Below are 19,898 nucleotides of genomic sequence, written 5' to 3' on the forward strand. Positions count from 1 at the left end.
AAAAATAAAGCGGGGATTTTCTGATTTGAGTAATGCCTAAGGCTTGAGGAATAGCCATTCCGGAAGTATTCGCATTTCTGTTCTTTTAAGCGACTTTTCTGTGTTTCCGAGGATTGTTGTAGTTCTTATGTGGTAAGGGGCTATAATGGAACTAAATCGCTTTAGTAAATCATTGAAGAACTACTGCGAACAACATGGAGGTTGTCGATGTCGAATGAGGCTGAGGGCAGGCCAGACAGTAATCGCGAAAGTGATGAACCAGGACCTATTTTGGCCGGTTATTACCGCGCATGGCACGATAACTGCGGAAAGCCGAGAGGGGATTCGATTTCGCTTGGCGATGTGCCCGCAGATCTGGATCTTGTGTCAATCATCACCAATGGAGAAGTCGATGATGATTTTTGGGTTGCTCTGCCGGCCTACATCGAAAAACTCCATTCGCAAGGCACAAAGGTAGTCAGAACCTTGTTTTTGGACTGCCTCTATCAGGATACCTACGAGGATTGCGGCAAAGTCCACACTTTCAGCAGGCTTGGCGAAGAAAACGGCGGACCAGATCGCCGTGCCGACGAGATAATTGCCAATTACCTGAAGCCCTTTGACTACGACGGCCTGGTGATCGATGTCGATCATGAACCTGAGTCCGAGCAAATGGCTGCTACAGCCGAGGTGTTTCATGCTTTGGCGAAAAAGTGGGGCCCTGGTTCAGCGTCCTCGCGCCTCATGATTTTCGATCAGGATATTCTTCTGCCTCAGACCAGTCTGATTGCTCAGGTCTATAAGGATTGCTCCTATTACTTTGCTGACACCTATGGCATGGATGTTCGTCGTATTCAGGGACTTTTCGAGCAGGTTCGTGACTTTGTCCCCGCTTCAAAATTCGTCACTGGTTTTTCATTCTATGAAGAAGGAGGCCCTCGATGGGGTGATGTCACATATCCGTTTGAAGAAAGCAGGGTCAAAGACCTCCTATTCTGGCATCCGGCTGGTTCGAACCGCACAGGAGGACTGTTCGCCTATGCAATAGATCGCGATGGGGTTGCCCAAGGTGACGATCGGTTGAGGCGAACCGATTTTAAAACTATGCACTATGTAAAAGAGCAATTGGAGAACAAAGGAGTCTCTCATGAATAAACTAGGGAAAATATCAGTCATGTTGCTGGCTGCGGCTACCAGCGTCGGGATTTTATCGTCGTGCGGCTCTTCCGAATCGGATAAGAAAACAGTCAAGTTTGCCTACCAGGCCACCGGAGACACCAGTGCCATAAGCAAGTGGATGAAAGACGTCAAAGCCCAGTTTGAGTCTGAGAACAAAGGCGCTACTCTGAAGCTGGAGCCTATCAAGTCGAACGGGGATGACTACGGTAGCAAGCTGGCCTTGATGAGCAAATCCGAAAAAACCGCTCCAGACCTCATGATCCTTGACACGGAAATGATCCGTCCCTATGTCGCAGCTGGTTACCTGAAGCCCATTGATGATCAACTGAAGGGATGGAAGGACTGGTCGCAGTATTTTGACAGTTCGAAGAATGCCGGCAAAGCCGATGATGGAAAAATCTATGCAGTCCCTCTGGGCACTGACACCAGGGGTATCTGGTATAACAAGGACATTCTCAAGAAGGCCGGCCTGAGTGACAACTGGCAGCCTAAATCCTGGGATGAGGTAATCGATGCGGCGACGAAGATCAAGAAAACGCAGCCCGATGTAATACCGATGAACCTCTATGCCGGCCGTCCTTTGGGTGAGGTCTCCGTCATGCAGGGCTTCGATATGCTTCTTTATGGCACCAAGGGCGGCACACTGTACAACACCAAGACTCAGAAGTGGGTCACTGGTTCCAAGCAATTCAAAGACTCCCTCCAGTTCATCAAGGATATTTACAGCAAGGGTCTGGCACCCACGCCTCAGCAGGCTCTGGATCCTCAGCTTGGTGACAAGGTCGGGCAACAGTGGATGCCTCAGTCCAAACTAGGGATGTCGATCGAGGGCAACTGGCTTGCTTCATCGTGGATGCCCGGCGGCGACAGCGAATGGGCTGACTGGCAGAAGCATATTGGCTGGTGTGGATTCCCAACTCAGAACGGGCAGAAGCCTGGTCTGATCTCCATGTCTGGCGGTTGGGGCCTGGCGCTGTCCAGCCATACGCAGAATCCTGATCTTGCTTTCAAAGCACTTAAAGTTTTCCAAAATGAGAAGCACGCTGCAGCGTACGACACAATCTCCGGATCAATCGCAGTACGCAAGGATGTAGAGCAAGACAAGAAATACCTGGGATCCAATCCCACTATCAAGTTCTTCACGGATTTGGCCAAGTACAGTCAGTACAGGCCGGCGAACTCCCAGTACAAAGAGGTGTCCGACCAGGTCGCCATAGCCACGGAAAGCGTATTGACCGGCCAGAAGTCAGTCAAGGATGCAGCAGCCGAATACGATTCTGCGATAACCAAAACTGTAGGTGCCGATCATACAGAAGCCGCGAAGTAACCGAATTCCATTCGCTGGTTTTCTTTCGTGACTGAGAGAAGAAAATGAATAGCAGCACAAGAAAGAAATTGATAAACGCTGAGCACTACACCCCGATTCTGCCAGCAGCGGCGATGATGGTGCTTTTCCTGCTTGGCCCAATCATATGGTCCTTATATGCGTCGCTGACCGACTATTCAATGGTTGGCTCAACGGCTGTCAACCCACACTTTGTCGGCCTGAAGAACTATGTAGCGCTTTTTACGGATCCTGTTTTTCCCAAGTCCCTCTGGCTTACCATTCTTCTGATTCTAGCCTCGGCACTAATTGGGCAGAACATTCTGGGCATGGTATTGGCTCTGCTCAGTCAAAAAGCGCCCAGAAGACTGACGAAGGTCGTGGACTCAATAGTGGTTCTGGCTTGGGTCATTCCGGACATTGTCGGGTGCTACTGCGCCTATGCGCTCTTTGCTGGCGGAGGCACTCTTGACGCTTTGGGCAAGGTGGTGGGAGCTGATTGGTCGGCTCTTCTTTACTACCATCCAATGACCATCGTCATCATTGTGAACGTCTGGCGCGGTACTGCCTTTTCCATGCTCATCTATCAAGCTGCACTGAACGACATCTCCAAGGATGTTATCGAAGCCGCTGAGATAGACGGCGCGAACGCCTGGCAGTCTTTCTTCAGAATCAAGCTGCCTATCATGCGGCACTCGATTCTTACCAATCTGATGTTGATCACCCTGCAGACGCTCTCTGTCTTCAGCATCATCATTGTGCTGACCGGCGGGGGACCTGGCACGAATTCGAGCACCCTTCCCGTTCTTGCCTACCTGGAGGCTTTCAACTTCTCGAAGTTGGGATATGGAACCGCCATCTCGGTGATATTGGTCGTCGTGGGTGCCCTCTTCTCGGTGCTCTATATCAAGCTGCTAAGGACGAATGATGAAGACTGAAGCCACTGTTGATCCACGGATGAACGCGCCACACAGGTATGACTGGATGAAGCTGGTCGCTGCGGTACTGACAGCCCTAATAGGGTTTCTATTCGCTGCGCCTATGCTCTGGCTGCTGGTGGCCTCCTTCAATACGCATGCAACCCTGTCTTCGTTCAACTTGGGTTTTTCCTTCCAGAACTTCGTGAAGGTATTCAACATGCAGACCTTCGGGTTGCCTATTGTCAACTCGCTGATTATCAGTATTGGTACATCGGTCCTGGTGGTGACTTTTTCGGTCCTGGCAGCCTATCCTCTCTCCAGATTCCGTTCCAAGACCACCAACCGGACCGTTAACGCCATCCTCTTCGCCAGTTGTTTGCCGATTACAGCCATGATGGTCCCTGTTTACGGGATATTCGTTCAGCTTCACCTGATTGATTCACTGACCGGGACCATCCTTTTCATGACTGCCTGCGGATTGCCGCAGGGCATCTTCATGATGAAGAATTTCATGGATTCTGTCCCGGTTACCTTGGAGGAAGCTGCTTGGGTGGATGGAGCCACGAGAATGCAGGCCCTGTTCCATGTGGTCGTGCCTCTGATGGTTCCATCGCTTCTGGTTATTTTTATTTCGGAATTCGCTGGAAACTGGGGGAACTTCTTTGTTCCCTTCATGCTTCTGATGTCTCCGGATAAGGAACCGGCAGCCGTCAGCATATACACTTTCTTCGGGCAGCATGGCACGGTTGCCTATGGCCAGCTGGCAGCTTTCTCGCTGCTGTATTCGATACCTATTCTGATTATTTACGAAGTTACGAATAGATACATTGGCAATCAAACCCTGCTTGCAGGTGCAGTCAAGGAGTAGAAGCGAAGTGTCGATGCTATGGAGAGGAGGGAATCGACATTTTATCTGCTTCTGTTAAAGCAAAGGCAAGTTTGAAAAGAGATCAACCATGAAAATTCGGAGATTGATAACGGCATCAATAGCCATTCTGGCCTTAGCCGGAACGTCCGCGGTAGGAGCGGCTACTGCTTGGGCTGAGCCTGCTGTTCAGGGGAAGACCCACGAGATGACGGTTGCCTATTTTAGAGCCTGGAGGGATACGCATTCGGATCCGACGGTCAATTTCAATTCGATGTCGGATCTGCCCAAGCAGGTGGACATAGCTATCGCCTTCCCTAACCCGGAGACCACTCAGGCCTTCTGGGACACTTTTCCTGGGCAAATTGAGTCCCTGCACAAGCAGGGTACAAAAGTGATCAGGAGTCTGGATATCAGCCTTTTCTATAAGGATGATTTCAACGATTCTCATGACCATCAGTCTCTCTCGCCCATGGAGAGCAATGCAGAGGGATATGCCAAACGCGCCAGCGAGCTCAAGAAGTCCTATCTTTATTTCCCTGGACTTGACGGCTTTGTCGTCAATGCCGAGGCGAGCATGACTTCCACTGATGTTCAACGAGCCACGGGGGTTCTCAGGGCCATGTCGAGCTACTACGGGCCCAAGTCACCTGAGCCGAGTTCCATCTTTGCTTATAACACCAACAAACCTGGGACCAACAGCCTCTATAGAGGAGTGTCCGACGTGGTCTCTTACGTATTCGCCGACGCTTATGGGCGTTCGGTCGGGGCCCTCCAGCGGGACTGGGAGACCTACAAGGGCACGATTAAGAGCAGACAGTACATTCCGGGTTTCTCGTTCTATGAGGAGCGTGGCGGATGGTGGTATGACACCGAAGAGCCGATGTCGACCAGCAGGGCCATGCAGTACGCTCTTTGGGAGCCTGATAACGGGGCTGATGGCGCACAAAAAGGCGGCATTTTTGAGTATGCCGTCGATAGGGATGGAGTGCGCCGTGGCGACGACAAGCTTCAACCTACAACCTTCGAATGGACCAAGGCCCTCTCGGCTGCCATGAACAAGGAGTGACGGCCATTTGAAAGATTGAGGGTCCTTCTGCGTTCCGGCACCTGGACCCTCTTTTATTGTTGATAGTCTGTCCCGATTGTTTAGGCTGCATTTCGGATTTTAAGGGGGACCGTTGATTGCAAAATGCCGCTTCAACATATAGGCGGTAAAGATACAATCTCGGACATTGACCGCTGGAAGTTGCCAATTCGCGAACGGTGAACAAGAGTCCATTTTGAGAAGCTGCAGCATAATGCTGAAAGTGTGGTCGAAGAATGCAAACTGTCATAAGTTTGGGGTTTTCATGAAGCGTGAGCAGGTTTCGAAAATGTTCTTATATCGCTTTTGCCAGTAATGCATCCTTGTGAAAGGCAGGCTTGTGTCACATTTCGAACTTGTGAACAGCTAACACGCCATTTTCTCCGAGACGGTATCGTTTAGAGATTGGATAATGTACAATTAAACTAAACCGCTTTAGTAGAGATGCGAAGCGGACCTACGAGGAGGTTGTGAGGATGCAGCTGAAGATAGAACGCGTGCTTGACAAGTGCGACCGTGTCATGCGTCAACGCGTGCTACCGAAGATTGAGCGGCCCATGGGCAAGGTCCAAGTCCGCTCTTTCGTCATTTCCGGGGAACCGATACCGTCATCGGAGTTCTTCGAGAAAGTACAGAGCAAGAGCGTGGACTTTCGGCCTCTCTCCCTGGGGGATACCTGGGGCACGACCTGGGGGACCACCTGGATGGAGGTGACCGGCCGCGTCGATGCCGACTGGGCGACAAGGGCCCCGATCGAGCTGGTGGTCGACCTGGGTTGGCATCCTGATGCGCCCGGCGGCCATTTTGAAGCCCAGGCCTATAGGAGCGATGGATCGATTATCAAGGCCGTTAATCCTCGCAACCGCTGGATTCCGCTCGACGGGACCGACCTGGACGGGAATCCGACCCGTGACGAGGCTTCGGTTATTAACCCTGATGGAACCTTTACCATCTATCTGGAAGCGGCCTGCAATCCGCTCCTGCTTGGCACCCCCGCATTTGTGGAGACGCAGCTGGGCGAGGGAACCACAGGTCGTGCAGATGAGCCCAATGTCCTCAAGCAGATGGATGTCTGCCATTTTGACCATGAGGCATGGAACTACTACATGGATCTCGAGGTCACGGCCCAGCTGATCCGCGAATGCAACGAGAGCCAACCTCGGTATTGGCGTCTGGGCAAGGCCCTGCAGCGCTCGCTGAATATTTATGATGAGCGTGACCTGGCCACACTCGCACCGGCTCGGCAGGCCCTGGCTGGTGTACTGGCAGTGCCGGCGACCCCCAGTGCCCTGGATCATGCGGCAGTGGGCCATTCCCATATTGACTCCGCCTGGCTCTGGCCCAAGAGAGAGACCAGACGCAAGGTTGCGCGGACTGTTTCGAACATGCTTGCGCTGATGGAGCGCGATCCTCAATTCATCTATGCCATGAGCTCGCCCCAGCAGTATGCATGGCTGGAGGAGGATCATCCTGATCTCTTCGCTCGTGTCAAGCAACGCATCCAAGAAGGCAGGTTCATCCCCGTCGGAGGGATGTGGGTGGAGTCCGACGGCATGCTGCCATCAGGGGAGTCGTTGACCCGCCAGTTCACCTATGGCAAGCGGTACTACCGGGAGCATCTGGGGGTAGACACGACCGTGGTCTGGGAGCCGGACAGCTTCGGTTATACGGGCCAGTTCCCACAGATTGCCCGCCGTGCGGGAATGACTTCCTTCCTCTCGCAGAAGATCTCCTGGAATGATACAACCAAATTCCCGCATCATACTTTTGATTGGCAGGGTATCGACGGCACGGCCATCTTCACGCATTTCCCTCCTATGGATACCTATGCCTCCAGCATGACGGCCCGTGAACTCAACCATTCTCAGGAAAACTACCAGGACAAGGACATCTCAACCAAGGCCCTGGTTCTGTTCGGCTATGGCGATGGCGGCGGCGGCACCACCAGGGAGATGCTTGGACGCTATGAGCGCCTGCATGATGTAGAGGGGTCGGCCAAGGTGCGATATCAGGCTCCAGCAGATTTCTTCCGCCAGTCCGAGGAAGAGATCCGCGCGGAGGCCGGTTCCGAGATGCCCGTCTGGAAGGGCGAGCTCTACCTGGAGCTGCACCGCAAGACCCTGACTTCTCAGCAGGATATGAAGCGGGGCTGCCGGCAGGAGGAGGCCATGCTGCGCACGGTCGAATACCTGTGCACCTACGCCGGCTTGGTCGATGACTCATACACCTACCCGCGTCAGGAGCTGGACAAAATCTGGCGCACGCTTCTGCTCAACCAGTTCCATGACATTCTTCCAGGTTCCGCCATCTCCTGGGTGCACAGGCTGGCCAGGGAAGACTACCGCAGGGACATCGCTCGCCTGGAGCAGATTGGCGATGAGGCTGCCCGCGCTATAGCTTCCGCCCAGCCGCAGGCTTCCATGGTGTCTGATGCCAAGCTGGTACCTATGGACGGCAAGGGCCAGACGGCTTGGGAGGCCGTCGGGCCAGTCCAGGCCCAGGAGGGGTCTGAGGACATCAGGCCTGTCCAAGTCAGCCAAGAGGGCGACGGATTCGTTATGGATAATGGTCTTATTCGTGCCGTAGTCGCTTCGGATGGCGAAGTCCATTCCATTCTTGACAGGACCTCCGGCAGGGACTTGGTCCCGCAGGGCTCCTCGGTGGGTGGATACGAGCTCTTCAAGGATGAGCCCTACATGTGGGATGCCTGGGATCTGGAGCGCGATGCTCTGCTAACTGCTTCTCCGGTCGATGATCCAGTCACCATGGAGGCTTTGGATTCAGGTGTTCAGGTATCACGCCGGCATGGCGAAACCACAATCGTCACCACGATCGGGCTGACCCCGGGCGGCAGGCAGTTGGACTTTACGGCTGATGTGGATTGGCACCAGGATGAGCAGCTGCTCAAGGTGGATATTCCCGTCGCCGTTCAGGCCAGATATGCGCAATTCGAGTGCCAGTACGGCTTTATCGACAGGCCCATTCAGAAGAACAACGCTGCTGAAGAGGCTCAGTTCGAGAGCTGCACGCACCGATTCGTCAGGATCAGCGACGACGACCTTGCCGTCGGCGTGGTCAACGCCTCGACATACGGCGGCGATACCACGCCGATCCACTATGACGAGAAGGTCGGCAAAGAGGCGGGTACCCTGGTCAGACTGACCCTCCTGTCCGCTCCAGTCTTTCCCGATCCGCATACCGACAGGGGCAAGCACAGCTTTGCCTGGTCCATCGTCCCTGGGGACACCCAGGCCGACATCCTGCAAGCAGCCTATGCCCTCAACACTCCGGTCTTCCATCATGGACTGCCTGCCGTTGAGCCCCTGGCTGGCGTCGAGGATATCCAGGGTACTACCGTCATCGACTGGATCAAGACGGCTGATGACGACAGCGGCGATGTGATTGTCAGGGTCTACAACCCGGATTCGTCGCCCTCCAAGGCCAGGCTGCACACTGGGTCCGTCCTGCAGGGCGCGACTGTGAAAGAGACCAACTCCTTGGAGGACGGACTTGTGCCCGAAGGCGTGCGGCCTGGCCTGTGCTCCGAACAGGGTGGGCAAGCTGACGGGGCCCTGCTGGATCTCGTTCCCTTCCAGTTCACCACCTTGAGACTCTCCAGGCGCTGATCGCCTGACCGAGGGTGTCTGTCCGGCTGGTTCGTTCGTCGATTTGGACCGGTCGGAAGCCCCCACAAAGAAGTGAGTAGTAAAAAGAAAGGAAGCTCCGATGAGAGCACTGAAGAAGGTAGCAGTATTGATCTGCGCGACTGCCATGGCGGGTTCGTTGACGGCGTGCGGAGGAAGCAGCAGCAGTTCAGGCGGGTCAAAAGATGGCAAGCCGTCAGGCGAGATCTCCTTCCAGACCTGGAACCTGAAGAATGACAAGTACACTCCGTACTTCAAAAACCTGATTGCGGCCTATGAGAAGTCGCATCCCGGCACCACTATCAAGTGGATCGATCAGCCCTCGGACAACTACGAGCAGAAGCTGTCCGCCGACGCAGCAGCCAACTCCCTGCCCGACATCATCGATGCCGGCCCCTCACTGATGTACGGCCTGGCCAAGGCCGGGGCCCTGATGAACATCAGTAAAGAAGCTCCCAAGGCCCAAAACAACTATTACAAGAATGCCTGGAATGCAGTCACCTTCAAGGGCAAGGACATCGAGGAGGGAGCCTATGGCTTCCCCTGGTACGTCAACGATGGACCGACCTATTACAACACCGAGCTCATGCAGAAGTGCGGACTGGACCCCAACAAGCTGCCTGTGACCTGGGACGACTACTTCTCTCAGGCAGACACCATGGTCAATAGCGGTTGCGGGGCCTATATGTCCACCATGCTGGGTGGCGCCGTCGATGACTATGCATCGGCCGGGATCCCCATCATGAACAAGGACCACACCAAGTACATCTTCAATTCCCCCGAGGCTGTCAAGCATCTGCAGCGCTTCGTCGACCTCTACAACAAGAAGGGAATCCCGCCGGAGGCTCTGAGCGCACAATGGTCTCAGCAGGGCGAGTTCTTCCAGAAGGGCTCCATCGTGGCCATGGGCGGTAGCGCTTACTCGGCGGCTGACTTCAAGCAGAACTCTCCTGACTTGTACAAGCATCTGGCTGTGGGCACCAAGATCAGCGATCAGGGCAAGTCTGCCAGCCTGGCCTATGAGATGCTGGCCGTCAACGCCCAGACCAAGAACAAGACGCTCGCCCTGGACTTCGTCCAGTACGTAACCAATGCCAAGAACCAGCTAGCATTCGCCAAGAAGTCCAACACCTTCCCCTCCAGCAAGGGCGGTCTTGATGATCCCTACTACGCCAACATCGACACCAGCGATGTTCAGGGCAAGGCCCTGAAAATTACTCTGAACTCCGTAAAGAACGGGTACTCAAGCCGTCCTGCCGAGTTCACCGATGCCAATGGCAAGGACTATCTGCAACAGCAGGCCGCTCTGGCCCTGCAGGGCAAGCAGACCGCTAAGGAGTCTTTGGACAAGGCCGTCAAGTACGCCAACGAGAAGCTGCAGTAACTATGAGCCGCGCTGACTCTTCCGCCATCCGGCCGAAGGCTTCTGCCCTCGGCCGGCATGGCGGGCCCCAAGCCGGGGTCCAAGGCGGCAAGGGGACCCATTGGACCACGACCCTGGCCCCCTACCTGTTTGTCTTCCCGGCCTTTGCCATCGTCTTCATCTTCGTCATCGTCGCTGCGCTGAATACCTGTCGGCTGGCCTTTACCGATTCCACGCTGTTGCGACCGGGCAAGTTCGTAGGCATCGAGAACTTCGTAAAGATCGTGCATGACGACTATTTTTGGACCGCGCTGCTCAACTCCACCTTGTACGTGGTTTGCGTGGTCCCCTTTATGGTCATTCTTCCACTGATCTTGGCCAACCTTGTCAAGGGGAACTCTAGGATCATGGGGTTCTTCAGGACCTCTTTCTACACTCCCGTGGTCATGTCAGCCGTAGTGGTGGGAATGATCTGGACCAACCTGCTCGACCCCAAGGGCTTGGTCAACTCGGTTCTAGAGTCCTTGCACATCATCCACAGCCCGATCCCATTCCTCAGTGATCGCTGGCTGATACTGTTCACATCCATGTTCGTCACCATATGGCTGGGTCTGGGATACTACATGGTCATCTACCTGACCGCCCTGGCCAACATCGACGCCTCACTCTACGAGGCCGCCTCGCTGGATGGGGCAGGACCGGTAAGACAATTCCTGTATGTCACCATCCCAGGAGTGAGATCCACCATCGTGCTGATCATGATGCTGTCGACCATCGCGGCCTTCCGCGTGTTCAACGAAATCTACGTGCTCACCAACGGCACGGCTGGTCCCGGCGGCGAGGACATCACCATGTCCATGCTCATCCAGAAGGAGGGCACGGGCATCCAGGCCAGAACGGGCTATGCCAGCGCTCTGTCGCTGATTGTCTTGGTTGTGGTTGGAGCCATGCTGATTCTTCAGCAGATCATCCAGAAGCGGGGGGAGGACTCATGAAAAGCAGTCACTCCAAAGTCACTGTTGGCAAGGTCATTCAGTACCTTGTGCTCATACTGGTCTTTATCCTGCTGGTGGGGCCCTTCGTCTGGGAGCTGTCGCTTTCCTTCAAGGGCAAGGGCGACAACGTCTATGCGGTTCCGCCTTATATCATCCCGAAGACGCCCACCTGGGACAATTACATATCCGTCTTCAGGCAGGTCCCGGTCTTCCGGTATATGCTGAACACAGTAATTGTCGCCATCCTTTCCATAGGCGGCAACGTCATCTTCTCGACCATGGCCGGATATGCGCTGGGCCGGCTTAAGTGGCGCGGGCGCAATCTGCTCTTCACGATTTTCATGGGCACCATGGTCATCCCCGTCGAGGGCGTGGTCATCTCTCAGTTCCTGATTGTCAGAAGCGTCGGACTGCAGAACACCCTTTTGGCTGTCGCCCTGCCGGGCATGGTGGGCGCTGTCAACATTCTGCTCATGACCAATGCTTTCAAAGGCATTCCGGACGAGCTGGAGGAGGCGGCAGAAGTGGACGGCGCCAATCTTTGGCAGCGGTTCTACCGGATCTGCGTGCCTCAGGTCAAAGGTACCATGACTGTCGTCGGCATATTCGCCTTCGTGGGCGCCTGGAATGATTTCCTCTGGCCCCTGATCGTCATCTCCGACGAGTCAAACTACACGCTCACACTGGGCATGAATCGACTCAAGGGCATGTTCATTTCGGATCCCAGATTGATAGCAGCGGGTGCCTTGGTCTCCCTGATACCGATCCTGGTCTTCTTCGCCTGTTTCCAACGCTACTTCTTCCGTGGTCTGGAACAGGGTGGCATCAAGGAATAGCATCATCATGAAATTTGGAGTCAATTACACCCCCTCCCATAACTGGTTCTATTTCTGGCTGCATCCGGATTGGGATGCCGTCGCCAAAGACCTCGACGACATTGCTTCCATTGGGCTGGATCATATCCGCATCTTCCCGCTGTGGACGCTGCTCCAGCCCAACAGAACCTGGATCAACAGTGCCGCTCTGGACGACCTGAGGCATATGGCCGCCCTGGCGGATGAACGAGGGTTGGATGTCTATTCGGATGTGATTCAAGGGCACATGTCCAGTTTTGATTTCGTGCCCTCCTGGTTGGTCTCATGGCATGAAACCAATATGTTCACGGATCCGGATGCAGTTCAGGCTCAGGCCCGGCTGGTCGCATCAGTCTATGAAGCCCTGGCGGACCTGCCGCATTTCCGTGGCCTGACCATAGGAAATGAATGCAACCAGTTCACTGACCGTGTCCATCCGCGTCGAATGCCCTCCACCTCAAAGGAGGCTGAAGACTGGCTGCTGGAGTTGCTGACCCCGTTGAGGGAGAAGGCATCCCAGGAAGGCCGGGTGCTTCTGCATTCCGAAAATGATGCAGCCTGGTATCAGGATGGCCACGCTTTTCTTCCTCGATATGCGTCCAACATCGGAGACATGACCTGCATTCATTCCTGGGTTTTCAACGGCGCCGCGCAGGAGTGCGGTCCCTTGGCCGAGGAGAGCACGCGTCATGCCGAGTACCTGGTGGAACTGTCGAAGGCCTTTGCCAATCAGCCCCATCGGCAGGTTTGGCTGCAGGAGATCGGTGCCCCGCTCAATGTAATGGGCGCAGATCAGGCCGCTGACTTTTGCAGGTCTTCAGTGGAACATGCTCTCGATTGCAGCGACATGTTCGGCATCACCTGGTGGTGCTCGCATGACGTCGACCAACAATTCGGTGATTTTCCACCCTTTGAGCATCAGCTGGGTCTGTTCGATCAAGAGAAGCGTCTCAAGCCCATAGGCCAGGCCTTCGCTCAGGTGGCGAAGGACTACTCCGGCAAGGAGGCCTCTCGTTCCAGGTCCACCGCTCTGGTGGTGGACGTGAACGAGCACGATGATCCTTTGCTGAGATCTGCCTGTGCGCCTGGCGGGTCTATCTTCAACAAGTGGATGGAACTCAGCCGTCAAGGTGCAAGGCCGGCCCTGGTCACATCCCTGCACGCGGCGGATAGCAGCTGGCTGCAGGACAGGGGCATCAGTGAGTGCATCGCCATCAAACCTGTTGGCGGAAGCTCTTACAGCGCTGTATCCGATCCCTCCCTTCTACGGAAAAAGTCCTGATCAAGCCCGATCGAAGGCATGCTGCCGTCTATCTGCCCAAGCGGTCCACCCAAGCATCTTGACCGCGGCATACCCGCGGCTTTCAGATTCGACTCGTGGTCTTGTCTGATGCTACAAAGTGAGCGATAACAAATGCTTTGGCCTCAGGCGAAGTTGTTGACCATGGTTTTGTGCGTATGAGGGTCTAAGTTAGGGTTAAAGGCCGATATTCATATAAGCCCAAAGCGTGTGGCAGGCAGTCTGGTCTGCTGAGTCGGCCGAGCCGGATCACGGGTGTCGACGAGGATGGTTGATATGAGGTGGCGCATGGACGGCGAGTCCGATGGCGGAGAAACAGAAGCCAGAAAGGGCTCGTCTGTTCATAGGGAAATGGACGATGCCAGGGTCAACCTAAAGGACATAGCCAACGAGCTGGGGATATCCCAGACCGCGGTCTCCTTCGCCATCAATGACAAGCCCGGAGTCTCGGTCCAGACCAAGCGCAGGGTTCGCGAAGCAGCTGCCAGGATGGGATGGAAGCCAGCATATGCTGCCCAGGCTTTGGGTAGTTCAAGGACCATGACTGTCGGTTTCGCTCCCGCCAGGTCCATGGATGCCTTCCAGACTGAAGGATTCATGCTGCACTTCATGGCCGGCATCCATGCCTCCTTGAGCCGGTCGGGCTACGGCCTGCTCTTTCGCCCCTGCGCCACGTTGGATGAGGAACTGGACACCTATCGGGACTGGGCCCGGCGCAAGCGCGTCGATGGGGTGGTGCTGGTGGATCTTCTCTCCGATGATCCCAGGCCCCGGCTCCTGCACAATCTGGGTCTGCCCGCAGTCTTGGCCGGAGGGCCAGACTCGAACAACTACCTGCCCTCACTGTCGATCGACGATTCACGAACCATGACGACGATCATGGACCATTTGAGCTCGCGTGGGCATGCGCGGATTGCCTACTTGTCGGGGGATGAAAACCTTGACTATAGCCGCGCCCGTGTCTCCTCCTTCAAAGAGTTCGTCCGTCGAAGGAACCTGGGGGAGCCGAAAGTGGAGTTCACTGACTTCACACCAGACAAGGCTGCAGCCCTCACTCTTCTTCTGTCATCGGGTAAGAATCCGTATACGGCTTTTATTTACGAGAACGAAATCATGGCTGCGGCAAGTCTGCGAGCGATGCTGGAAAGCAGAATGGCGTCTGTGGCAGGTCAGGAGTCTGACAATAAGATTGCGGTCCCTGTTTCGGTCTATATGAGTCTTCCTGCCATGGTCAGCTTCGAGGACAGTTTCATCTGCCAGAGCACCTATCCCTCCATCACTTCGGTCCACCGTGATGCCGGGCTTTACGGGACCAAGGTGGCCAACCTCCTGCTGAAGATCTTCCGAGGGGAGCAGGTGGGGGGCAACCGTCGCATCCTGACACCTAAGCTGGTCATTCGCGAGAGCACGGCACGTCCGGTTCAATGACGCCTGTGACAGGCGTAGGAAATTGTGTGCCATGGCACCGGTATCATGGTCGCATGTGAGCGTAAACAGTCATACCTGTAAAACGTCTGCTGCCAAGGCCACCGAGGAGGATGGAGTCGTCATGTTCATACCACGTTATTACGAGGATCCAGCCACACTGCATGTGGGGACCGAACCCAACCGTGCCTACTATGTGCCGGCCGGCGCACCCATGGACTTGCGTGGCGACCTGCGAAGGCGCTCCGACCGGTACCTGGATCTGGATGGAGACTGGGACTTCCGCTATTACGCCAGCATCGACCAGCTGGATGCCGAAGTCCAGTCCGCCATCGAGGCTGAGGATCCGGTCTTCTTCGAAGGCGACTACAGCCCTTCTGGGGATGCGGGCCGAGGAGTTTACAAGCCCATCCATGTGCCAGGAGTCTGGCAGACCCAGGGCTATGACAACCCCCAGTACACCAACGTGCGTTATCCCTTCCCCTTCGATCCGCCTAGGGTGCCGGCCGACAATCCCTGCGGCATCTACCTGCGCGCCTTCGACTACGAGCCCGATCCCTCGGCACCTCGTGCCCTGCTCAATTTCGAGGGGGTGGACTCCTGCTTCTACCTCTGGGTCAATGGAGATCTGATTGGTTATAGCCAGGTCTCGCACGCCACCAGCGAGTTCGATGTGACCGACCATCTGCGGCAGGGCCGTAATCAGTTGGCCGTTCTTGTGCTCAAGTGGTGCGATGGTAGCTATCTGGAGGATCAGGACAAGTTCCGCATGAGCGGCATCTTCCGCGATGTCTACATCCTGCGTCGGCCCAAGGCACGTCTGCGCGACTGGTTCGTCCACACCGACCTCGATGAGAACATGGATCATGCCTGTGTGACCGTGGATCTGGATCCGACCGGCGTATCTGGTCATGACGATGCCGCTCTGGACATCCAGGCTCTGTTGAATGATCCCGATGGGGTTGAGGTGGCCCGGGCCGAGCTGACGGGTTGCAAGGAGCATGCGCAATTTGTCCTGAAAGTCAACCATCCTCACCTCTGGAATGCCGAGGACCCTGAACTCTACCGGCTGACGTTATCGACCAGAGCCAGCACATCTGACGCCGGCGATTCAAATGAGCCCATTCCGGGGGAGCACCCCGACGAAGTCATTACCGAGTACATCGGTCTGCGTACCATCAGCGTGGACGGCCAGGTGGTCAAGGTCAATGGCAGCTCCATCAAGATCCACGGGGTCAACCGGCATGACGGAGATCCGCGCACCGGCTTTGCCATCGATCAGAAGCAGATCATGCGCGACCTGACCCTGATGAAAGAGCACAACGTTAACGCCATCCGCACCTCCCATTACCCTAACAGCCCTCAGTATTACGCCCTCTACGACCAGCTGGGCTTCTATCTGATCGCCGAGGCCGACCTGGAAACCCATGGCATCGAGACCCTCTATCACAGTCCGGAATGGAAGGAGCCCGATTACTGGAATGGTCGCATCACCGACGAGCCTCGGTTCACTAAGGCCATCGTCGACCGGGTCCAGCGCAGCGTGGAGCGGGACAAGAACCATCCTTCGATTCTGATCTGGTCCATGGGTAACGAAAGCGGATACGGTTGCGGCATCGAAGCAGCCCTGGCTTGGACCAAATCTCGGGACCCATCCCGTCTGACCCACTACGAGTCGGCCATCCACGGCTCGCCCCGGAAGGATCTGGATTACAGTAACCTGGACATCACCTCGCGAATGTATCCCAGCATCAAGAAAATTGAGGATTACTTCACGCCGGAAGGTCCTCACGGCATCAGCAGCCACGGGGATGACGGAGATGGAGGTCGGAAGCCTTACTTCCTCTGTGAGTACTGCCATGCCATGGGGCTGGGCCCAGGGGATCTGGAAGACTACTTCCGGGTCATTCAGGCACATCCCGGGCTTCTGGGCGGCTGTATCTGGGAGTGGGCAGACCATGCCATCGACCAGGGCAGAGACCGCAAGGGCCATCGGATCTACGCCTACGGGGGAGACCACGGCGAGTACCCCCATGATGCCAACTTCTGCATGGATGGTCTGGTCTATCCCGACCGGCGGCCCCACACCGGCCTCAGGGAGTTCAAAAATGTCTTCCGCCCGGCCCGTCTGGTCGGATACAATTCGCAGACTAAGCTGCTCACCCTGCACAATTACCTGGACTTCACCTTCCTGGATGAATACCTGAGTCTGACGTGGACCCTCCTGTGTGATGGGGAGCCGGTGGCTTCCGGGACGCCGGAGCTGGATCGGGGAACCGGCCTGCACATCGCACCCCATGCTGAGGGCACCGTAGGCCTGCCGCCCATGGATCCGCCCGAGCATGGCCGTCTGACCCTGCTGGTGGAGTACATCCTGGCCAAGACCGATCCCGTGCTTCCACAAGGGCATTCGCTGGGCTTTGACCAGCTTGAAGCTGCGGATATGGGGATGCCTGAACGCCCCAATGGCGTGGCCAGGGTCATCAGTGCCGATCCTGGTAGTGGAGCCCGGGGCGCTCACCGGCCGGTGGTTAGGCAGACTGATACCCGCTTCGATGTGGAGGGGTCCGACTGGCGTTACGTCTTCAACCGCCGCACCGGCATGGTGGAATCCATGAGCATCGACAACCGTTCCCTATTGACTGCCCCTATGGAGGTCAACCTCTGGCGGGCGCCTATCGACAACGATGCCATCATTAAGGAGGAATGGCGTAAAGCCGAGTATGACCGGGCTAGTACCAGGGCCCTGTCCTGTCAGCTGCAGACCGATCAGGACAGGGGATTGACCACCATCAAGGCTGCACTGTCCGTGGTAGCACCCTCCATCCAGCCCATGGGCAGTATCCTTGCCACATGGGCCCTGAGCGACCAGGGTGGGCTGGATCTGAAGATGGAGCTGCATCGGGATCCTGAGTTCCCCTATTTGCCCAGGTTCGGCCTGCGACTCTTCCTGCCCAAGAGCCTGCAGCGGGTCACCTACTGCGGCTATGGGCCCTACGAGAGCTACCGGGACATGCACCGTGCCAGCCACTACGGAGTCTTCCGTGACACTGCGTCAGGCATGGTCGAGCACTACCTGCGTCCCCAGGAGAACGGCTCCCATTATGGCTGCGACTACGTCCTGGTGGAGGATGACTGCTCCCTGCTGCAGGCAGCGGGGGATGGACCCATTAGCTTCAACTGCTCCCCCTACACGCAGGAGGAGCTGACCGCCAAAGGGCACGACCACGAGCTGGAGGAGTGCGGCTCGACCGTGCTCTGCCTGGACTATGCCACAAGCGGCGTAGGCTCCAACAGCTGCGGACCCGAGCTGGATCCCGCTTACCGCTTGAATGAAACCGATCTGGTCTTCGGACTGCACCTGCGAGTCCGTTCCAAGTGACCCATGCTTGCGGGGCCTTTCATCCCCGCCAGCGCAGATACTGCTGGTAGACCTGCTCACACGGGTCTCCCGTCAGCGTGGTGTCGATGTTCACCGACCAGACGGGGGGCTCCTCTTCTCCATTCAGAGCCCAGGCTGCCTGGCGGGCCGCACCGATGGCCACATACTCGTCCGGCCGCGGCAGCTGGACATCCATCCCTAGGATTCCTGGGGCATAGGCTCTGACTGCTGGAGACTTGGCGCCGCCGCCGACCAGGAGAATTCTGGAGACCGTGGTGCCAAGCCGTTTCAGCAGTTCCAGACAGTCGCGCTGGGAGCAGAGCAGTCCTTCCACGAATGCTCTGGCCAGGTTGGGGCGCGTGGTGTTGGCCAGGGTCAGCCCCTCCAGTCTGGCGTGGGCATCAGGGCGGTTGGGGGTGCGCTCGCCGTCGAAATAGGGAATCAGAGTGATTCCTTCGGCACCCGGCGTGGACTTCTCCGCCAGCTCAGCAAGACCGTCATAATCCGTGCCCAGGGCGGCCAGACCCGCGTCCAGGATGCGTGATGCGTTGATGGTGCAGGCCAGGGGCAGCCAGTGGCCGGTCGCATCCGCAAATCCTGTCACCGAGGCGCTCATATCGTATGCTGGAACCGGGCTGACCGCTGCAGCGACACCAGAGGTTCCCAGGGAGATGGAGACGTCGCCCACCTGCATGGCCAGTCCTAGTGCCGTCATAGCGTTGTCGCCGCCACCCGGTGCGATGATGCAGCCGCCGGGTACATCCCTGCCGGCGATGCGGGGGTCGGCCTTGGCTCCGACCTGGTGGGGGCCAAGAACCTTAGGTAGGATCACCCGCTCGGCCATGTCTTCAGGCAGGGCCATGTCCAGAAGGTCACGCCGGTAGCGGTCGGCGGCGGGGTCGTAGTAGCCGGTGCCGGAAGCATCTGAGCGATCGGTGAAGAGATCCTCCAGCCCGGGTTCGGTCCCCGGGTTGGCTGCTGGGCCATGACCGGCGATGGCCCAGCTTAGCCAGTCGTGGGGGAGACATATGGCCGCGATGGCCCTGGCATTATCCGGCTCAACCCGGCTGACCCAGGCCACTTTGGTTATGGTCAACGAGGCTACTGGGGAGGAGCCTACAGCCCGCACCCAGGCTTGTTTGCCGCGCATGGCCAGGTTCCGGTCCGAGTCCGGGTTCTTGCTTGCCCCGTCGTTTTCCGCCTGAGCGCTTCCAGCCTCTCCGGTCTTTGACTTGGCTAGCCGGATGATGAGCTCGTCGGCATCAGGAGCCGAACGGGTGTCGTTCCAGAGCAGGGCATCTCTGATCACTTGCCCTTGACGGTCTAGCAATACCATGCCGTGCTGCTGGCCACCCACACTGATGGCTGAAACGTCGTTCAGACCTCCCGCCTGTGCTGAAGCCTCTTGAAAGGCCTTCCACCAGGCCATGGGATCAACGCTGGTGCCTGCCGGGTGAGGAGCTTTGCCGAAACGGACCAGCCGACCGGTCCGGGCCTCGGTGACCCTTACCTTGCAGGACTGGGTCGATGTGTCCACTCCCGCCACCAGGATCTCATTCATGTCAGCCTCCTTGCTTTCTG

General features: G+C 56.6%; 13 protein-coding genes. 12 read left to right on the top strand and 1 reads right to left on the bottom strand.

Features of this window, described 5'->3' with window-relative positions; all coding sequences use genetic code 11:
* Nucleotides 1-207 precede the first annotated feature (207 nt).
* The 12 genes from DKK74_RS02665 to DKK74_RS02720 all read left to right on the top strand — a co-directional run bounded on the left by DKK74_RS02665 (nucleotide 208) and on the right by DKK74_RS02720 (nucleotide 18,317).
* Nucleotides 208-1,134 carry an EndoS/ChiA family endoglycosidase gene (locus tag DKK74_RS02665; protein WP_110412623.1) on the top strand — a complete coding sequence of 309 codons (927 nt, stop codon included), beginning with the start codon at nucleotides 208-210 and terminating at the stop codon, nucleotides 1,132-1,134.
* Nucleotides 1,127-2,485 carry an extracellular solute-binding protein gene (locus tag DKK74_RS02670; protein ID WP_110412624.1) on the top strand — a complete coding sequence of 453 codons (1,359 nt, stop codon included), beginning with the start codon at nucleotides 1,127-1,129 and terminating at the stop codon, nucleotides 2,483-2,485. The genes DKK74_RS02665 and DKK74_RS02670 overlap by 8 nt, the downstream gene beginning before the upstream one ends.
* A 113-nt stretch (nucleotides 2,486-2,598) precedes the next feature.
* Nucleotides 2,599-3,420, top strand: a complete 822-nt coding sequence (locus DKK74_RS02675; protein ID WP_211121203.1) for a carbohydrate ABC transporter permease — start codon at nucleotides 2,599-2,601, stop codon at nucleotides 3,418-3,420.
* Nucleotides 3,407-4,270: a carbohydrate ABC transporter permease gene (locus tag DKK74_RS02680; protein ID WP_219997346.1), complete on the top strand. Its 864-nt coding sequence runs from the start codon at nucleotides 3,407-3,409 to the stop codon at nucleotides 4,268-4,270. The genes DKK74_RS02675 and DKK74_RS02680 overlap by 14 nt, the downstream gene beginning before the upstream one ends.
* An 88-nt stretch (nucleotides 4,271-4,358) precedes the next feature.
* Nucleotides 4,359-5,336, top strand: coding sequence for an EndoS/ChiA family endoglycosidase (locus tag DKK74_RS02685; protein WP_110412626.1), 978 nt, complete (start codon nucleotides 4,359-4,361; stop codon nucleotides 5,334-5,336).
* Nucleotides 5,337-5,830: 494 nt separating this feature from the next.
* Entirely contained in the window at nucleotides 5,831-8,980 is a 3,150-nt protein-coding gene (locus tag DKK74_RS02690; RefSeq protein WP_110412627.1) for an alpha-mannosidase, read from the top strand.
* Nucleotides 8,981-9,080: 100 nt separating this feature from the next.
* Nucleotides 9,081-10,382, top strand: a complete 1,302-nt coding sequence (locus DKK74_RS02695) for an ABC transporter substrate-binding protein (RefSeq protein WP_110412628.1) — start codon at nucleotides 9,081-9,083, stop codon at nucleotides 10,380-10,382.
* Nucleotides 10,383-10,384: 2 nt separating this feature from the next.
* Nucleotides 10,385-11,356, top strand: coding sequence for a carbohydrate ABC transporter permease (locus tag DKK74_RS02700; RefSeq protein ID WP_110412629.1), 972 nt, complete (start codon nucleotides 10,385-10,387; stop codon nucleotides 11,354-11,356).
* The gene (locus tag DKK74_RS02705; protein WP_110412630.1) at nucleotides 11,353-12,192 is read left to right on the top strand and encodes a carbohydrate ABC transporter permease; all 840 of its coding nucleotides are present in this window, start codon (nucleotides 11,353-11,355) and stop codon (nucleotides 12,190-12,192) included. Before DKK74_RS02700 ends, DKK74_RS02705 begins: the two co-directional genes overlap by 4 nt.
* Before the next feature lie 7 nt (nucleotides 12,193-12,199).
* Nucleotides 12,200-13,492 carry a glycoside hydrolase 5 family protein gene (locus tag DKK74_RS02710; RefSeq protein ID WP_110412631.1) on the top strand — a complete coding sequence of 431 codons (1,293 nt, stop codon included), beginning with the start codon at nucleotides 12,200-12,202 and terminating at the stop codon, nucleotides 13,490-13,492.
* Between the two features lie 369 nt (nucleotides 13,493-13,861).
* Complete coding sequence (locus DKK74_RS02715; protein WP_110412840.1) at nucleotides 13,862-14,938, top strand: LacI family DNA-binding transcriptional regulator; 1,077 nt, start codon at nucleotides 13,862-13,864, stop codon at nucleotides 14,936-14,938.
* Nucleotides 14,939-15,059: 121 nt separating this feature from the next.
* Complete coding sequence (locus DKK74_RS02720; RefSeq protein WP_110412632.1) at nucleotides 15,060-18,317, top strand: glycoside hydrolase family 2 TIM barrel-domain containing protein; 3,258 nt, start codon at nucleotides 15,060-15,062, stop codon at nucleotides 18,315-18,317.
* Nucleotides 18,318-18,336: 19 nt separating this feature from the next.
* Here the strand turns inward: DKK74_RS02720 and DKK74_RS02725 are convergent, their stop codons facing one another.
* Nucleotides 18,337-19,878 carry a xylulokinase gene (locus DKK74_RS02725; RefSeq protein ID WP_110412841.1) on the bottom strand — a complete coding sequence of 514 codons (1,542 nt, stop codon included), beginning with the start codon at nucleotides 19,876-19,878 and terminating at the stop codon, nucleotides 18,337-18,339.
* Between the last annotated feature and the right edge of the window lie 20 nt (nucleotides 19,879-19,898).

Source organism: Bifidobacterium asteroides, from assembly GCF_003202755.1.
Classification (GTDB): domain Bacteria; phylum Actinomycetota; class Actinomycetes; order Actinomycetales; family Bifidobacteriaceae; genus Bombiscardovia; species Bombiscardovia asteroides_F.